The following is a 15,281-nucleotide window of genomic DNA, read 5'->3' on the forward strand; positions in this document are numbered from 1 at the left end:
ATATCTCCGGTTCATCAAAGGTCGTCGATTCAAAGGTATCTCTGCCACAGCGTGTTGCAGAGGCGTCCCGCAGGGTCAACGGCGCGCTTCACCGCGCGGAATGCATCGGCCTTCGGATAGGCCTCGGCAAACTGCGCCGAGGTCGCGTGCAGCTGGTAGGGCAGGTAGTAGGTTCCATCGCATTTCAAGGCAGCATCGATCATCGCCCGGGTCCAGTGGCCGGTGTGCTCCTGGCCTTGGGCGTCGGTGCGCTGCTTGTAATACACGACAAACGAGAAAACTTCCTCGCGGGCCCAAGACAGCAGGGACAGCTCGTCGGGCGGCGAATGCCGGATCGAGACGTTCAGCACCTTGGCCTGATGCTCCCCGATGATCCGGATCATCTCGGTCGCGAAGAGCCCGAAGCACCGCGTCGGAACAAAGTACTCCTGGAGCGCGTAGGTGGATGCCCGGCGGCTCGCCGGCTCCAGCGAGCGAAGGTCCAGGCTCGCCTCGTGATTTCGCCAGACCACAGCCTTCCCCTCGAAGAGCAGCGGCCGGACGTACTTGCGCTGCAGCGCATCGCCGTTCGGAAGCTCGGTCACGGCCCAGATCAGGCTCTGCTCGAGCCGATAGCTGCGATCGCGCGGAGTCAGACGCTCCGCCACGGTCAGCGGCTTGTCGGACCGAAGCCAGCTCACGGCCACGGCCGTATCGAAGTGGGGCGGCATCAGGTCGGCGTTGTGCAGCAGACATCCGCGGGCGGACTTGACCTCGCGCTCGAACCAGGCGGGATAGTCCTGCAGGGGCAAGCTCGTGACGGAGCGCTCGATCCGCACGTTGTCGTCCAGCGCGAGCTCCACCTCCGTGATCACGCCGAGGGCGCCATAGCCGCCGATCGCGGCGCGAAAGAGCTCCGGTCGCGTCCGGCGATCGGCCTCGACGATCTCGCCGTCCGCCAGCACGAGTTGCAGCGCCAGCACGGAATGCCCGAGAGGGCCATGGCCGACGTAGCGGCCATGGGCGTTCACCGACACCGAGCCGCCGATGGTGAAGTTGGCGTAGCTCTGCATGGTCCGCACCGACAACTGATGCGGGTCGATGCGATCCTGCAGGTCGCGCCAGCGCATGCCCGCCTGCACGCGTACCGTCTTCGTCTCGGGGCGCAACCACACCAGACGATTCATTTCGCGCATGTCGAGATGCAGGCCGCCCGCGACCGCCACCTGCCCGCCCATCGAATACCGCCCGCCGCCCACCGCGATCCGTCCAGGCCATTGAAGGACCGCGTCGCGAACGGCTTCGCGCGAGCGCGGCCTCAGCACACGCGCGACCTCCACGGCGTAAAGCCGCGTGACGTTCTCGACGAGGAACGGCGTCGCGCCCAGGACGGCGCGGGCCGGAACCAGCAGCAGGCCGGCACCGGCCAGCGCCGTCGCGAGCACGGTCCGGCGCGACAGCAGGGGCTCGCCTGCCCGCAGACTGCGGTTCGCGTGCAGGCGCGGCGGCGGTCTCACAGGCGCAGCGTCACCGGCGCCGCGCTGAGTCCCGCGCGCGGCATCCAGGTGAAGACCGAGTCGACCGTGACGGTCTCGATGCGATCGGAAAAGCGCTTTTCGTTGGGATGGTCGTCGAAGGCCACGTTGGCCGCGCTGACGCGGCCGCCCAAGCGCGTCAACGGCCCGAGCTTGAGCGTGGTGGGCTCATAGCCCTTGAACTTCAGCCAGGCCTGCGCCTGCCCGCGCGTGCGGATGGTTGCGGGCTCCATCGCCGCGGCCAGCGTCTCGATCGCCCACTGGTTCGACTGCTGGTACCTGTCGCCCCAGGCATAGCTCACGATGCTGTAGGCAGGGATGTGCAGCCGCGTGATGCGCGCGGGCGATTCTTCGAGCGCCGCCCGCAGCAGCGCCTGCACGGCGGGTGTAGGCACCACCCAGGCGGCCTCGTTGCGCCACAGGTCGTCGAGGAAGAACTCGCCCAGCCCCTGGCGATACACCGCCGCCGTCGCCGTGTTGCACTGGTTGAGCTTGTGCACCACGCGCCAGGCGCCGGCCTCGGTCTTGTAGGCGAGGCCCATGTGCGAGTAGCGCAGCCCGTACTTGCCCAGGTCCTGCCCGGCCCGCGCCAGCAGCACCACCTGCGCGCCGCTGGCGTCGAGCTGCTGCGCCGTGCGCTGAGCGAGCTCCATGCCCTTGATGATCGAGGCCGCGTTCGGCCGGTGCTCCTCGCAGGATCGGCCGGCGTGCGCGTTGAGCGGGAACAGGAAGAGCCCGGCCAGCACCACCGCCAGCGCGGCCGCGATCAGGTGCATCACCGCCCGCAGCCCGCGCCGTGCGCGCGGGACGCGGTTTCGGTACTCGATCTCGTAGCTGCCGAAGTTGGTGGGGATGCGCCTCACGACAGCCTCTCGTTGTAGAGCAGCGCGCGGCCGATTGCGTTGGGCACGAAGGCCAGCACCTCGCCGGCCGCCGACAGCACGACGCCGGTGCCGATCACGCTGACCGTCACCACGGTGCCCGCCACGACCGCACTGCCATGGACGGCACGGCCCAGCACCTTGACACTGGCGCGGGCACCGTCGGACGCACGCTCCAGCAGATAGACGGTGCCGTCTGCCGAGGCCTCGACCGCCACCACCGTGAGCGTAGCCCCGGCCACCGATAGCGCCGCCGGCAAGGCCACCACCGCGCTTGCCGCGCTGCCGGCCAGCGAGGCGGTCCCGACGACGGAGGCCACCGGCAGCATCGACAGCGCAGCCGAGGCCTCGCTCTGCGCATGAACCTGCAGCGGGGCGGCGACGCCCGCCAGCGCGGCACAGGCCGCGATCAACGCCGCGGCGAAGGACTTCTTCATGATGTGCTCTCCAGAAAGAGGGGTTTGAAGGGGTTGCGCTGTCATTCGCCGCGGTCCGCTTCGGCGCGGGCTTCGCGGCGGCCCTGCAGCCGCGCTTCGGCGATGTCGGCCTCGTGGCGGTCACGCAGCGTCTTGGCCAGCGTGAAGGCGCTGCTGATCAGGAAGAGCCAGCTCACCCCCAGGAAGGCCTTGTAGGTCTCGCCGATCTCCATGCGCAGCAGGCCCCACCCGGTCAGGCCCATGGCGGTGAAGAAGCCGCCCCAGACCACCAGCTTCCACATCGGCGTGTCGCCGGCACCGGGGACCGCACCGTGCTGGTTGTCGCGCACGAACTTCGCCAGCACGAAGGCGGCCGACAGGCAGAACACGTAGCCCATCACCATGAAGGCCCGATCCAGCGCCTGCCCCGGCAGCCAGCCGAGGCCGGTCGCGCAGAGGAACACGGCCAGCCCGAAGGAGATCCAGACCTGGACCTGCCAGGCACGGGTATCGCGCTGGATGGAGACGATGGGTGTAGAGGGTTGCATGAATGCCTCGCGGCGTAGTGAAGGTGCGCGGATGATGGTTCGCGCCTTCGCTGCGGGGTTCAAATTCCTGCACTGGTGGCGGATCTCGCCGCCACGGGTATCTTCAATCGATACCGATGCGCTGCCGGCGCCGCAACAGGTCTTCGCGCGTGAAGGGCCGCTCGGTGCCGGCCAGCCGCACGGCGAGCAGCCCGAGCGCATCTTGCGTGGGCGCGGGCGTTCCGGGACGCAGGAACAGCAGCGGCGAGACGATGCTGATCAGCAGCAGGACCCAGTGAAGCCGCGGCGGCCGGTGATGCTGCCTCCACAGGAAGAGCGCACTGACCGCCGCGCCCAGCGCGAACCCGGCCGCCACCTCCGACTTGGAATGGGCATAGATCGCGAGCCTCGACAGCCCGATGAGCCCCGCGAAGACCCAGCCGAGCGTGGCGGCCGAGGCGCGCACGCGCGGCTCCCAGTGCGCGGCGACCAGCCAGAAGGCGACCGGCCAGACGCTGGCCGAGAGCATGGTGTGGCCGCTGATGCCGGTGAAGTTGAGCATCGCGCTGCCGATGCCCCAGCCCATGAAGGCGATCTTGGAGGCCGCCACCAGGGCGCCGGCGGAGCCGAACAGCACGAGCCAGCGCCATGCGATCGGCCGCGTGACCGTCCGCACGCCCAGCCAGACGGCGATCCAGGCCGCGACCGGCAGCAGGAAGCCGCTGTCACCGAACCAGGTGATCGAATGCCAGAACCCGTCGGGCAGGAACAGCATCAGCTCGGCTGGCCGCCGAGCAGCCCGCCCACGCGCCGCTGCAGGGCCTCGGGTTGCACCTCGGCGCGCGCCATTGCGCTGCCGACATGGAGCCCGACCCGACTGAAGAAGCCGCGCCGGAAGGGGCGCACCATCGCGACGCGCTCACCATCGCGCACCTCGATGCGGCTGAAGTAGGAGCCCCACAGGTTGGTCAGCGCCATCGGGATCACCGGCACGTCGATGCCCTCGGCGCGGGCGTCTTCGAGGATCTTCATCACGCCGCCCCTGAACGGCTGCAGCGTACCGTCGCGCGTGATGGCGCCCTCGGGGAAGATGGCGAGCAGGTCGCCCTCGCGCAGCACCTGCACCGCGCGGGCGAAGGCCGCCTCATAGGCCGCAGGGTCTTCCTTCTGCGACGCGATCGGAATGGCCTTGGCCAGGCGGAACAGCCAGCCGAGGACCGGCACGCGGAAGATGCGGTGGTCCATGATGAAGCGGATCGGCCTCGGGCTGGCGGCCATCAGCAACACCGCGTCGATGAAGCTCACATGGTTGCAGACCAGCACGGCGGCGCCTTCGGCCGGGATGTGCTCCTCGCCCTTCACGTCGAAGCGATAGACCACGTGCGACAGCAGCCAGGCGAAAAAGCGCAGTAAATACTCCGGCACCAGCATGAAGATGTAGAAGGCAACCACGGCGTTGGCGATGCCCGTGAAGAGGAAGATCTGAGGAATCGTGAAGCCGGCCCTGAGCAGCGCGCCCGCGATCACCGCGCTGGCGATCATGAAGAGGGCGTTGAGGATGTTGTTGGCGGCGATGATGCGTGCGCGGTGCGTGGGCTGGCTGCGCAGCTGGATCAGTGCGTACATCGGCACGCTGTAGAGCCCGGCGAAGAGCGACAGCAGGCCCAGGTCGGCCATCACGCGCCAGTGGGCCGGCTGGGCGACAAAGCTGTAGAGGCCCATCTCGGCCGCTGGCGGCAAACCACGGGACGCGAAGTAGAGGTCGACGGCGAACACGCTCATGCCGATCGCACCCAGCGGCACCAGGCCAATCTCCACCTGGCGCCGACTCAGCGTCTCGCACAGCAGCGAGCCGATGCCGATGCCGATCGAGAACACCACTAGCAGCAGCGAGGCGACCTGCTCGTTGCCGTGCAGCACCTCCTTGGCGAAGCTCGGGAACTGGCTCAGGAAGACGGCGCCGAAGAACCACATCCACGAGATGCCCAGCAGCGAGCGGAACACCACCAGGTTGCCGTGCGCGAGCCGCAGGTTGCGCCAGGTCTCGCTGACCGGGTTCCAATTGACCACCAGGCCCGGATCGGTCGCCGGCGTCGGCGGGATCGCCTGCGCCACGCCCCGCCCCACCAACGCCAGCAGCAGGCAGGCCACCGCCACCGTCGTATGACCGATGCCCGGGAGCGCGACCAGCAGGCCGCCCGCCACCTGCCCCAGCAGGATGGCGATGAAGGTGCCCATCTCGACCATGCCGTTGCCGCCGGTGAGCTCGCGCGCATCGAGCACCTGCGGCAGGTAGGCGAACTTGACCGGCCCGAAGAGCGTCGAGTGCAGCCCCATCAGGAACACGCACGCCAGCAGCAGCACCGCGTCGGCGCGCATGAAGCCCCAGGCCGCCAGCACCATGATCGCGATCTCGAGGTTCTTGACGAAGCGGATCATCTTCGTCTTGTCGTACTTGTCGGTGAGCTGCCCAGCCGTCGCCGAGAACAGCAGGAAGGGCAGGATGAACAGCGCGCCGATCGCCAGCCCCGCCATGGCCGGCGGCATCCAGCCCAGCTGCAGCTGGTAGGTCACCATCACCGTGAAGGCGAACTTGAACAGGTTGTCGTTCGCCGCCCCCGCGAACTGCGTCCAGAAGAAGGGCGCGAAGCGCCGCTGCCCGAGCAGGGCGAACTGGTTGGCGTGCGCGTTCGGCGCGGGCGCGCTGGCTGCAACGGAGGCGTCGGCGGATGTCGTCATTCGAAACGCCCTGGCGGGCTCCTTCAGGCCGTCACCGCGGCCGCGCCCGGATTGTGCCGCAGCGTCTGGCGGCCCATGGCCTGCAGTGCGTGCAGCACGGGCAGCGCCGCCAATGCCGCCGTCAGGTGCTTGAGGCTGTGACCGGCCAGCAGGTGGTGCGTCGCCTCGTAGATGGCGCGGTCCGACAGCTCGAACAGTTTGGCCAGCGCGTAGAAGAAGATCACCCAGCCCAGCCGCAGGCCGATGGCGCCCTGCGCGGGCCGGGTGAGCGCCAGCACGAGCACCAGCAGCATGCCGCCGAACTGGACCAGCGCCCAGGGCATCACGTTGCCCGTTTCCTGGCAGACGGCCACCGCCAGCAAGCCTGCGCCGAGCACGAACCAGGCCGCCGGCCAACCGGCACGCGCGCTCACCCGCTCGCAGACGGCGCACCCGATCAGTCCGGCGAAGGCCACCGTCATCCCGGCGCGGTCCGCCGCGAGACGCAGGGCGTCGGGTTGCAGGTGGTAGAAGGCCGAGCCGGCGGCCGTGATGACCAGGCCGGCGAAGAACATCCAGGCGCAGTCGAGCAGGTTGACCGGCGGCTGGGCCACCGCGTGGTGCAGCGGCACCGCGTCCTGCACGTGCTCGTGCGCCTGGTCGTGCCAGTGGAGCCAGCGCAGGCCCCAGACGCCCAGCGCGGCGAAGGGCAGGTTGCTCAGCACGTCCATCGCGTGGGGAAGGCCGAACCAGTCGCGCTCGTCTGCAAAGGGAACGCCGCCCATCCCCGGCGACGGCAGAGAGGGCCCGGCGACGGCCAGCAGCAGAAGCAAGGCGAAGAAGAAGAGCAGAACACGTTCGCGGCGGGAGAGGAGCGTGAGGGGCATGGCGGTTCCCGGTGAGAGGTCGGTGCGGCGGAATGTAGGTTGTCAACCTCCGGAGGAGCATCGAGAATCGATACGGAGTACTTTTTCACGCCCCCCGGTATCAAAAACCAATACCCGATCCATGAGCACCACCATCGACCTCGTCCAGGCTCTCAAGAACGAGCTGAAGACCGCCCACATGACCTATGCGGACCTCGCCAAGTCGCTGGACATGGCCGAATCCAGCGTCAAGCGCATGCTCGCCAAGGGCGACATGCCGCTCACGCGCGTCGATGCGATCTGTCGTGCGCTGAAAATCGACTTCGCCGAGCTGGCGCGACGCGTCGCCGATGCCCAGCCACTGCTCAAGGAGCTGACGCTCGAGCAGGAAAAGGCGGTGGTCAAGGACAAGAAGCTGCTGCTGCTGGCCATCTGCGTGCTGAGCCAGTGGACGCTGGAGCAGATCGTGGCCGCTTACCGGATCAGCGAGGCCGAATGCATCGGCTACCTGGCGCAGCTGGACCGCATCGGCATCATCGAGCTGCGACCGCTCAACCGCTACCGGCTCAAGCTCGCCAAGACCTTCCGCTGGCGCCCGCATGGGCCGGTGATGGACTTCTTCCGCGAAAACGTGGTGCTGGACTACTACCGCGGCGGCTTCGACGGGCCGGCCGAGGGCCTGCTGCTGGTGCATGGTTCGATCAGCAAGGGCTTGGCCCCGGCCTTCCTCGACCGCCTGCAGCGCGTGGCCCAGGATTTCGCGCAGCAGCACCAGACCGACCAGAAGCTCTCGCCCAAGGAGCGTGAGGGCTACACGCTGCTGCTGGGTATGCGCAACTGGGAGTTCGAGCTCTTCACGCGGCTTCGGCGGGCCTGAGGCGATCGAGATCGAGGCGGGTCAGGGCCCCGGCGACCGCGCTTGGTGACACGGGCCGGGCCGCCTACAATCCGCCCCACTGCAGGAGAGCGGGCCGCTGCGAGGCGGCCCCACCGAAGGCGCAAACTCCCATAAACGCTCAGGTCGGCTCGCAACCAAGGGCCTGTACTGCACCAACTGTCAAAGCCGTCTGGAGAGCCGTCGCACCACGCGACGCACCGAAGGAGCAAGTCCGCTGCGGGCGCAGCGGATGAATCTCTCAGGTACCGAGGACAGGGGGAGCGGCAACTCGGACGCGTGCGCCGGTTGCTTTTTCTTCTTCACGAGCTTCCATTGCTTTCGTCGCGTCCGAGCGTTGCAACCTGAAAGGTTCCTGCAATGCGCGTGATCGTTCTTGGCGCCGGCCTGCTCGGCGTCACCTCGGCCTATTACCTCCGCCAACTCGGCCACGACGTGACCGTGATCGACCGGCAGGCCACGGCGGCCGCCGAAACCAGCTTCGCCAACGGCGGCCAGATCTCGGTGAGCCATGCCGAGCCCTGGGCCAATCCCGGCGCACCGCTCAAGCTGCTGCAATGGCTGGGCAAGGAGGATGCGCCGCTGCTCTTCCGCCTGCGCGGCGACCTGCGCCAGTGGCTCTGGGGCCTGGCCTTCCTGCGCGAATGCACGCCGGCGCGCACCCGGCGCAACATCGAGCAGATCGTGCGCCTGGGCACCTACAGCCGCGAGCTGCTGCAGCAGCTGCGCCGCGACAAGGGACTGCAGTACGAGCAGCGCACCCAGGGCATCCTGCACTTCTACACGACGCAGAAGGAGTTCGACGGCGCACTCAAGCCGGCCGAGCAGATGCGGGCCCTCGGCTGCGAGCGCCGCGTGGTCTCGGCCGACGAGGCGGTGCGCATCGAGCCGGCGCTGGCCCACATCCGGCCCCAGCTGGCCGGCGCCACCTACACGGCCGAGGACGAGTCGGGCGATGCGAACCGCTTCGCGCGCGAGCTGGTCGCGCTGGCCGTGGCGGACGGCGTGCAGTTCCTCATGAGCCACACCGTCACCGCGCTGCGCGAGGCGGGCGGGCGCATCGACCACGTGGAGGCCACCGACAGCGAGGGCCGCTTCCAGCGCATCCGCGGCGACGCCGTCGTGCTGGCGATGGGCTCGCTGTCGCCGCTGTACGCCGCGCCGCTGGGCATCCGGCTGCCGATCTACCCGGCCAAGGGCTACTCGGTCACGCTGCCGGTGAAGGACGCCTCGAAGGCGCACCAGGTCTCGCTGACCGACGACGAATACAAGCTGGTCTTCTCGCGCTACACCTCGGAAAGCGGCGACCGGCTGCGCATCGCGGGCACGGCCGAGCTCAACGGCTACGACCGCGACCTCAATCGCGTGCGCTGCGAAGCCATCGTGCGGCGCGTGGAAGAGCTCTTCCCCGGTGCCGGCGACACGACGCGCGCGCAGTTCTGGACCGGTCTGCGCCCCGCAACGCCGAGCAACGTGCCGCTGATCGGCCGCACGCGCCTGCCCAACCTGTTCCTTAACACCGGCCACGGCACGCTGGGCTGGACCCACGCCTGCGGCTCGGGCCATTCGATCGCGCGCATCGTGAGCGGGCTGAAGCCGGAGGTCGACTTCGCCTTTGCCGGCGCCTGAGCCTCAGTCGCGCATCAGCGCCTGCATCAGCGTGCGCAGGATGACCAGCGCCGGCGCCTCGGTGCGCCGGCGCAGGGTCACGAGGCCGAAGCGCGCCACGCCGTCGAGCGGCGGATCCATCTTCAGCTCGACGAGGCCGGGTGCCGCCGCGCGAATCGCCAGCAGCACGGCGTCGCTCTGGCGCACCACCTCCACCAGGCTGGGGACCTCCTCGCATTGCAGCGTCACGCAGTGCGCGGGATGCGCCTGCGGCCCGTAGGCCTCGACCAGGGTGCGCGCCACCTCGTCGCTCAGCGGTGTGGAAGCGATCGGGTAGCGCTGCACCGCCTCGAAAGCCACGGCACGCAGCCGCGCGAGCGGATGGCCGCGGCGGCACAGGAAGGTACCGCGCATCTCGCGCACCAGGCCGAGCTCGAGGTCGGGCGCCGGCTCCAGCGAGCGCGCATCGACCACCAGCGCATCCAGGGTGCGCTCGCGCAGCGACTGCACGAGCAGATCGGTGCCGCCGCGCGCCACCGCCACGCGCATCCGCGGGTGGTGCTTCGCCATGTGCATGAGGAAGGGCGTCATCAGCATCGCCCCCGGCCCGGAGCCCATGCCGATGCGCACCGTGCCGCCCTCCCCTTCGCGCAGCCGCCGGCCGCTGTCGCGCAGCTCGTCAGCCTCGAAGACCAGGTGGCGCGAGCGGTCCAGCACCTCGCGGCCGAAGGCGGTGAGCTCGTTGCTGCGGCCCACGCGGTCGAACAGCGGCATGCCCAGCTCGTCCTCCAGCGCACGGATGCTGCGGCTCAGGGCCGGCTGGGTCAGGTGCAAGGCCTGCGCGGACTTGCTGAAGGAGCCCGTGCGGGCCAGCGAGATCAGATGCCTGAGTTGGACCAGCGTCATGGCGAAGGCCTGCGGGATAGCTGCATTGAACTCATGCTAATGCAGCCAACAATGCATTGGACGTTAGCAGTGGCCGCTCCTAGCATTCATCCGCATCCGGCAATCGCGCCGGCGCCCCACCCGGAGTCCCCCGATGACATCGTTCTTCCAGCGTTCACATCTCCTCGCCTGTGGCCTGTTGCTGGCCGCGGGCACGGCCTTCGCCCAGAGCTACCCCGCCAAGCCCGTCACCCTGATGGTCCCCTATCCTGCCGGCGGGCCTTCGGACGCCTTGGCGCGCATCTTTGCCACCCCGTTGGGCAAGGAGCTGGGCCAGCAGGTGCTGGTCGAGAACCTGGGCGGCGTCAGCGGCGCGATGGCGGCACAGAAGGTGCTGGCGGCGCCGGCCGATGGCCACTACATCTTCCAGGGCTCTGCCAACGAGGTGATCCTCTCGCCGCTGGCCAACGCGGCCGTGAAGCTCAAGACCGAGGACTTTCGCCTGGTGCATCCGGTGGCCGATGCGGTGATGGTCTTCGTCGCCCGCAAGGACCTGCCCGCCAACAGCGTGGACGAGCTGATCGCGCTGGCCCGCAAATCGACCGACCAGCCGTTGTCCTACGGCAGCGTGGGCGTCGGCTCGCTCTACCACCTGATCCTGGAGAAGGTGCAGCAGGATGCCGGCATCAAGCTGATGCACGCGCCCTACAAGGGCAATGCGCCGCTGCTGCAGGACCTCGGCGGCGGGCAGGTGGACTTTGCCGTGCTGGTCTACAGCGCGGCCATGGGCGCGCTGGCCGAGCAGGGCCGGCTCAAGGTCATCGGCCAGCTGGGCGCGCAGCGCTCCGAGTTGCTGAAGAACGTGCCCACTGCGAGTGAAGGCAAGGAGCTGAAGAATTTGACCTACAAGATCTGGAGCGGCTTCATGGTGCCGAAGAACGCGCCGGAGGACGTCGTGCAGAAACTGCACAAGGCCATCGGCGCGACCCTGAAGGACCCGGGCGTGCGCACGCAACTCGCGGCCCAGACGCAGGTCGCCTCGCCGCCCATGTCGCTGGCCGAATCGGCGAAGTTCTTCGAAGCCGAGACCGCGCGCTACCGGGACATCGCCAAGTCCATCCACCTGCAACCCCAATAAGCCGAATCATGAGCACGCTCCTCGAAGACCTGCACGCGCAGGCCGATGCCTTCATCGACATCCGCCGCGACATCCACCGCCATCCCGAGCTCGCCTTCGACGAGCACCGCACCTCGGCGCTGGTGGCCGAGCGGCTGGAGGCCTGGGGCTACCAGGTCGAGCGCGGCCTCGGCGGCACCGGCGTGGTCGGACGGCTGGTGCGCGGCGACGGCGAACGCCGCCTGGGCCTGCGCGCCGACATGGACGCCCTGCCCATCGACGAGGCGACGGGCCTCGCCTACGCCAGCAGCCACACCGGCGTGATGCATGCCTGCGGCCATGACGGCCACACCGCGATGCTGCTCGCCGCCGCGCACCACCTGGCCGAGCGCGGGCGCTTTTCCGGGACGCTGAACCTGATCTTCCAGCCGGCCGAGGAAGGCGGCGGCGGCGCCGTGCGCATGATGGAGCAGGGCCTGTTCGACAAGTACCCCTGCGACGCCATCTTCGCGATGCACAACATGCCCGGCCTGCCGCAGGGCCGGCTGGCGCTGCGCGAAGGGCCGGCGATGGCCTCCTCCGACTACGCCACCGTCACGCTCACCGGCGTCGGCGGCCACGGCGCGATGCCGCATCGCACGGCCGACTCGATCGTGGCGGCGGCGAGCATCGTGATGGCGCTGCAGACCATCGTGTCTCGCAACATCGATCCGCTGCAGATGGCGGTGGTGACGGTGGGCGCGGTGCATGCCGGCAAGGCCAACAACGTGATCCCGCAGAGCGCCACGCTGGAGCTCAGCGTGCGCGCGCTCGACCGCGAGGTACGCATCAGGCTCGAGGAGCGCATCAAGGCCCTGATCGCGGCGCAGGCCGAGAGCTTCGGCATCAAGGCGCAGATCGACTGGCGCCCCGGCTATGCCGTGCTGGTCAACACGCCAGAAGAAACCGCCTTCGCGCGCGAGGTGGCGCTGGAACTGCTGGGCCCCGAGCGCGTCACGCTGCAGGGCCCGGCGCTGCCCGGCAGCGAGGACTTCGCCTTCATGCTGGAGCGCGTGCCCGGCAGCTACCTCCTGATCGGCAACGGCGAAGGCGACAGCCACGGCGCCTGCATGGTGCACAACCCCGGCTACGACTTCAACGACGGCAACGTGGCGATCGGCGCGGCCTACTGGGTGCTCTTGGCCGAGCGATTTCTGCGCTAATCGTTCGCCGCAAACACGGTCAGCACGCCCGTATAGCCATACAGGTGGTGCCGCGCGATCTCGCCCGCGGCGAAGAAGCCGACCAGCGGCACGTCGCCCAGCGCATGGCGCACGATCTGCAGCTCCGCGCCGGGCGCGCCGAAGTGCGGGCCACCCCGCCCCGAGCAGCTCACGTACACCGCGCCCGCGATGCGGCGCGCCGGATGGGGCGCAGCCTCGGCCTCGCCGGCCGCCACGGCGCGCGCGGTGGCGAGCGTCTGCTCCTGGGGCTCGAGCTCCTCGCGGATCTCGGCGCAGATGCGCATCAGGTCGGCGCGCGCGGCCTGCGCGTTGCGGCGCACGAAGCTCATGCGCATGCCGGCCTCGGCCACGTCGGCGATCGCGATGCCGCGGCGCGTGGGGTCGAGGCCGATGATGTGGCGCACCAGCACGTCGGCCCCCAGGTCGCCGGTGCGCCGGATGCCGTCGCTGCCCGCGTTGACCAGGCCGACCAGCGTGCCGCGCACCGCCTCGATCGCTTCCTGCGGCGCTTCCAGCGAGACGCGCAGTTCGGCCAGCAGCACGTCCAGCGCCGGCTCGCCGTCGAGGCTGAGCAGCAGGTTGCCCTCGGCCTCGGTGATCTCGCGCTCGCGCGACACCGGCTGGCAGCCCTGGGTGACGCGCGACACCAGCCGAACGCCCTCGCCGAAGACCACGCCAGACAGGCCCCCCGAGAACACGCCGCCCGCGGCGCCATGGCCGCGGATGTTGCCGTTGCCGCCGATGGCGAACTGCAGGGCGTCGCCACGGCCCGAGGACAGGCCGCCGAAGAGGTAGCCGGTGTCGGTGCGTCCGGCCATCTCGGCGACCAGCTCGGTGAGGTCCGGCGTGCCCGGGTCGGCATGCACCAGCGCCGTGTGGGCCGCGAAGCCGCTCATCTCCGAGCCGGCCAGCGGGGCCACGCCCGAGAACACGCGGTACTGATCGCTCGGAAGCATGCACAGCATGACGGACAGCGCCGGCTCGTCGATGTACTCGGCGTTGTTGGCCGAGACGCCGATGCCGACCGTGCCCGACCAGTCGGTGATCTCGGGCAGCTCGGCGCCCAGGTGGTCGAGGATCTCCTGCGCCTCGGTCGCGTAGTGGTCGGTGATGTAGAGCAGGCCCAGCGTGGGCGAGTGCGCATAGTCCGGCAGCGCCATCTGCGCCCGCAGTTGCGCGAGCACGAGCCCGGCTGCCATGCGCCATTGGGGATGGGTGGCGTGGCCCGTGGGAAACAGCTTCATGGACTCGGACTCCCCGGCAACGTGGTTGGAAATCAGCGCTCGCGCGTTCGCTTGGCGCTCGTCGTCTTCTTGGCCGCGGCCGGCGCCTTCTTCGCGGCAGTGGCCGCCTTGCGTGCCGGCGCGCGCGCGGGCGCGCCCATGGCCTGGCCGACCGCCGCGGCCAGCGGCTGGGCCGCGGCGGGCATCTTCATCTGCGAGGCGTCCTTCAGGGCCGAGCTGGCGATCTGCTGGAACTGCTGCGTGAGCGCGCCCCACCACTGAAGCGGGTCCACCACGCCGCCATTGGCGGCCTCCGGCGCGGCGGCGCCGTTGGATGCCTTGGCCTTGGCGGCGCGCTTGGGCGCCGGCACTTCGGCCGCCTCCTCCGGCTCGGCGGCTTCTTCGGGTTCGGATTCGGGCTCGGGCTCGGGCGCCGGGGCATGCGCGCGGGGTGCGGGTGCCGCCGAGGCGGCCGGGGCCGGCGGCGTCGCGGCCGACCGGGTGAAGGCATTGGCCAGGTCTTCCATGCGCAGGTTCATGCCGCGCAGGGTCGACAGCGTCATCTTCTGCACCTCCAGCGCCTGGATGGTGGCCTTGAGCGCATGGCCGTTCTGCTCCAGCCAGTACTGCACGGTCTTGAGCTCCTGGATGCGCTTGTCGACCTCCTCGATGCTGAGCGTCGGCGCCACCCAGCTCGACAGGCTGGGCATGCCGGGCACCGCGCTGGTCCCGCCCGACGCGCCGCCCGCAAGACTCTGGAGAAAGTCGAATCCCGGAACGAACTGGCTGAAGGCGAAGGGCTTGGCGTCGCTCATGGGCGGTCTCCTGCGAGGGGGTTTTTGTGTCCGGGCAGCTTACTCCATGCGCAGGGCCCTGGGGCCTCTCAGTGCTTGTGCGCACCGCCCGCGGGCGCGACGGGACCGGCCAGCACCGGCACCTTCAGGTCGAGCGTGCTCTTCTGCCCCTTGGCATCCTCGAAGCGCAGCGTCAGCGGCACGGTGCTGTCCTTGGCCAGGGGCTGTTTCAGATCCATGAGCATCAGGTGATAGCCGCCGGGCTTGAGCTCGACGGTCTGCCGGGCGGGCAGCGCGAGCCCGCCCTCCACCGCACGCATGCGCATGGTGTCGCCTTCCATCTTCATCTCGTGAACCTCGGCCACGCCGGCCACGGGCGTGGAAGCGCCGACCAGGCGCGCGCCCGCAGGTGCGTTGAGCTTCATGAAGGCGCCGGTGCCGCTCTGGCCGGGCACCGAGGCGCGGACCCAGGCATCTCGCACATCGACTGCGGCGGCGCCGGGCGCGGGCGCCTGGGCCAGGACGCTGCCGGCGGCTGCCAGCAGGAGGGCGGCGGCGACGCGCCGGCGAAGAAGTAGCTTGTAATTCATGGCATGGCTCCTTGGCGAAGTGTG

At 69.5% G+C, this 15,281-nt stretch carries 15 protein-coding genes and 2 riboswitches; of the genes, 4 read left to right on the forward strand and 11 right to left on the reverse strand.

What is annotated here, in order from left to right:
* Nucleotides 1–29 precede the first annotated feature (29 nt).
* The 7 genes from AC3A6X_RS26375 to AC3A6X_RS26405 all read right to left on the reverse strand — a co-directional run bounded on the left by AC3A6X_RS26375 (nucleotide 30) and on the right by AC3A6X_RS26405 (nucleotide 6,943).
* Nucleotides 30–1,496, reverse strand: coding sequence for an FAD-binding oxidoreductase (locus AC3A6X_RS26375; protein ID WP_487844938.1), 1,467 nt, complete (start codon nucleotides 1,494–1,496; stop codon nucleotides 30–32).
* On the reverse strand, nucleotides 1,493–2,290 hold the full coding sequence (locus tag AC3A6X_RS26380; protein ID WP_487845071.1) for a DUF2145 domain-containing protein: 798 nt from the start codon (nucleotides 2,288–2,290) through the stop codon (nucleotides 1,493–1,495). The genes AC3A6X_RS26375 and AC3A6X_RS26380 overlap by 4 nt, the downstream gene beginning before the upstream one ends.
* A gap of 83 nt (nucleotides 2,291–2,373) precedes the next feature.
* Complete coding sequence (locus tag AC3A6X_RS26385) at nucleotides 2,374–2,832, reverse strand: hypothetical protein (protein ID WP_487844939.1); 459 nt, start codon at nucleotides 2,830–2,832, stop codon at nucleotides 2,374–2,376.
* A 41-nt stretch (nucleotides 2,833–2,873) separates the two neighbouring features.
* Nucleotides 2,874–3,359, reverse strand: a complete 486-nt coding sequence (locus AC3A6X_RS26390) for a YiaA/YiaB family inner membrane protein (RefSeq protein ID WP_487844940.1) — start codon at nucleotides 3,357–3,359, stop codon at nucleotides 2,874–2,876.
* A 103-nt stretch (nucleotides 3,360–3,462) separates the two neighbouring features.
* Nucleotides 3,463–4,113 (reverse strand): phosphatase PAP2 family protein, encoded by a 651-nt coding sequence (locus AC3A6X_RS26395; protein ID WP_487844941.1) that lies wholly within the window; start codon nucleotides 4,111–4,113, stop codon nucleotides 3,463–3,465.
* Nucleotides 4,113–6,077: an MFS transporter gene (locus tag AC3A6X_RS26400; protein WP_487844942.1), complete on the reverse strand. Its 1,965-nt coding sequence runs from the start codon at nucleotides 6,075–6,077 to the stop codon at nucleotides 4,113–4,115. The genes AC3A6X_RS26395 and AC3A6X_RS26400 overlap by 1 nt, the downstream gene beginning before the upstream one ends.
* Nucleotides 6,078–6,100: 23 nt before the next feature.
* A complete protein-coding gene (locus AC3A6X_RS26405) occupies nucleotides 6,101–6,943 on the reverse strand; it encodes a hypothetical protein (RefSeq protein WP_487844943.1) in 843 nt (280 codons plus the stop codon).
* 121 nt (nucleotides 6,944–7,064) lie between these two features.
* Between AC3A6X_RS26405 and AC3A6X_RS26410 the strand changes: the two genes are divergently transcribed.
* Both AC3A6X_RS26410 and AC3A6X_RS26415 read left to right on the forward strand, forming a co-directional pair.
* Complete coding sequence (locus AC3A6X_RS26410) at nucleotides 7,065–7,799, forward strand: helix-turn-helix domain-containing protein (protein WP_487844944.1); 735 nt, start codon at nucleotides 7,065–7,067, stop codon at nucleotides 7,797–7,799.
* Between the two features lie 72 nt (nucleotides 7,800–7,871).
* A riboswitch (glycine riboswitch) is annotated at nucleotides 7,872–7,975 on the forward strand.
* Nucleotides 7,976–7,979: 4 nt separating this feature from the next.
* Nucleotides 7,980–8,085, forward strand: a riboswitch (glycine riboswitch).
* A gap of 92 nt (nucleotides 8,086–8,177) precedes the next feature.
* Nucleotides 8,178–9,446, forward strand: coding sequence for a D-amino acid dehydrogenase (locus tag AC3A6X_RS26415; RefSeq protein WP_487844945.1), 1,269 nt, complete (start codon nucleotides 8,178–8,180; stop codon nucleotides 9,444–9,446).
* Nucleotides 9,447–9,449: 3 nt separating this feature from the next.
* Here AC3A6X_RS26415 and AC3A6X_RS26420 read toward each other — a convergent pair whose 3' ends face one another.
* Nucleotides 9,450–10,331, reverse strand: coding sequence for a LysR family transcriptional regulator (locus AC3A6X_RS26420; protein WP_487844946.1), 882 nt, complete (start codon nucleotides 10,329–10,331; stop codon nucleotides 9,450–9,452).
* Between the two features lie 133 nt (nucleotides 10,332–10,464).
* Between AC3A6X_RS26420 and AC3A6X_RS26425 the strand changes: the two genes are divergently transcribed.
* A complete protein-coding gene (locus AC3A6X_RS26425; RefSeq protein WP_487844947.1) occupies nucleotides 10,465–11,448 on the forward strand; it encodes a tripartite tricarboxylate transporter substrate binding protein in 984 nt (327 codons plus the stop codon).
* An 8-nt stretch (nucleotides 11,449–11,456) separates the two neighbouring features.
* Nucleotides 11,457–12,629, forward strand: a complete 1,173-nt coding sequence (locus AC3A6X_RS26430) for a M20 aminoacylase family protein (protein WP_487844948.1) — start codon at nucleotides 11,457–11,459, stop codon at nucleotides 12,627–12,629.
* Here AC3A6X_RS26430 and AC3A6X_RS26435 read toward each other — a convergent pair.
* The 3 genes from AC3A6X_RS26435 to AC3A6X_RS26445 form a co-directional block, all read right to left on the reverse strand.
* Complete coding sequence (locus AC3A6X_RS26435; protein ID WP_487844949.1) at nucleotides 12,626–13,894, reverse strand: FIST signal transduction protein; 1,269 nt, start codon at nucleotides 13,892–13,894, stop codon at nucleotides 12,626–12,628. The two genes, AC3A6X_RS26430 and AC3A6X_RS26435, sit on opposite strands and share 4 nt — an antisense overlap.
* 32 nt (nucleotides 13,895–13,926) lie before the next feature.
* Nucleotides 13,927–14,688, reverse strand: coding sequence for a PhaM family polyhydroxyalkanoate granule multifunctional regulatory protein (locus AC3A6X_RS26440; protein WP_487844950.1), 762 nt, complete (start codon nucleotides 14,686–14,688; stop codon nucleotides 13,927–13,929).
* 68 nt (nucleotides 14,689–14,756) lie between these two features.
* Nucleotides 14,757–15,257 (reverse strand): copper chaperone PCu(A)C, encoded by a 501-nt coding sequence (locus tag AC3A6X_RS26445; protein WP_487844951.1) that lies wholly within the window; start codon nucleotides 15,255–15,257, stop codon nucleotides 14,757–14,759.
* Between the last annotated feature and the right edge of the window lie 24 nt (nucleotides 15,258–15,281).

The organism is Variovorax sp. Soil_C_12, assembly GCF_057657375.1.

What these genes read in the sequence shown, in the direction of transcription:
- AC3A6X_RS26385 (WP_487844939.1), bottom strand. Translation starts at nt 2,832, where the DNA reads ATGAAGAAGTCCTTCGCCGCGGCGTTGATCGCGGCCTGTGCCGCGCTG.
- AC3A6X_RS26400 (WP_487844942.1), bottom strand. Translation starts at nt 6,077, where the DNA reads ATGACGACATCCGCCGACGCCTCCGTTGCAGCCAGCGCGCCCGCGCCG.
- AC3A6X_RS26445 (WP_487844951.1), bottom strand. Translation starts at nt 15,257, where the DNA reads ATGAATTACAAGCTACTTCTTCGCCGGCGCGTCGCCGCCGCCCTCCTG.
- AC3A6X_RS26390 (WP_487844940.1), bottom strand. Translation starts at nt 3,359, where the DNA reads ATGCAACCCTCTACACCCATCGTCTCCATCCAGCGCGATACCCGTGCC.
- AC3A6X_RS26410 (WP_487844944.1), top strand. Translation starts at nt 7,065, where the DNA reads ATGAGCACCACCATCGACCTCGTCCAGGCTCTCAAGAACGAGCTGAAG.
- AC3A6X_RS26420 (WP_487844946.1), bottom strand. Translation starts at nt 10,331, where the DNA reads ATGACGCTGGTCCAACTCAGGCATCTGATCTCGCTGGCCCGCACGGGC.
- AC3A6X_RS26425 (WP_487844947.1), top strand. Translation starts at nt 10,465, where the DNA reads ATGACATCGTTCTTCCAGCGTTCACATCTCCTCGCCTGTGGCCTGTTG.
- AC3A6X_RS26415 (WP_487844945.1), top strand. Translation starts at nt 8,178, where the DNA reads ATGCGCGTGATCGTTCTTGGCGCCGGCCTGCTCGGCGTCACCTCGGCC.
- AC3A6X_RS26395 (WP_487844941.1), bottom strand. Translation starts at nt 4,113, where the DNA reads ATGCTGTTCCTGCCCGACGGGTTCTGGCATTCGATCACCTGGTTCGGT.
- AC3A6X_RS26440 (WP_487844950.1), bottom strand. Translation starts at nt 14,688, where the DNA reads ATGAGCGACGCCAAGCCCTTCGCCTTCAGCCAGTTCGTTCCGGGATTC.
- AC3A6X_RS26430 (WP_487844948.1), top strand. Translation starts at nt 11,457, where the DNA reads ATGAGCACGCTCCTCGAAGACCTGCACGCGCAGGCCGATGCCTTCATC.
- AC3A6X_RS26380 (WP_487845071.1), bottom strand. Translation starts at nt 2,290, where the DNA reads ATGCACCTGATCGCGGCCGCGCTGGCGGTGGTGCTGGCCGGGCTCTTC.
- AC3A6X_RS26405 (WP_487844943.1), bottom strand. Translation starts at nt 6,943, where the DNA reads ATGCCCCTCACGCTCCTCTCCCGCCGCGAACGTGTTCTGCTCTTCTTC.
- AC3A6X_RS26435 (WP_487844949.1), bottom strand. Translation starts at nt 13,894, where the DNA reads ATGAAGCTGTTTCCCACGGGCCACGCCACCCATCCCCAATGGCGCATG.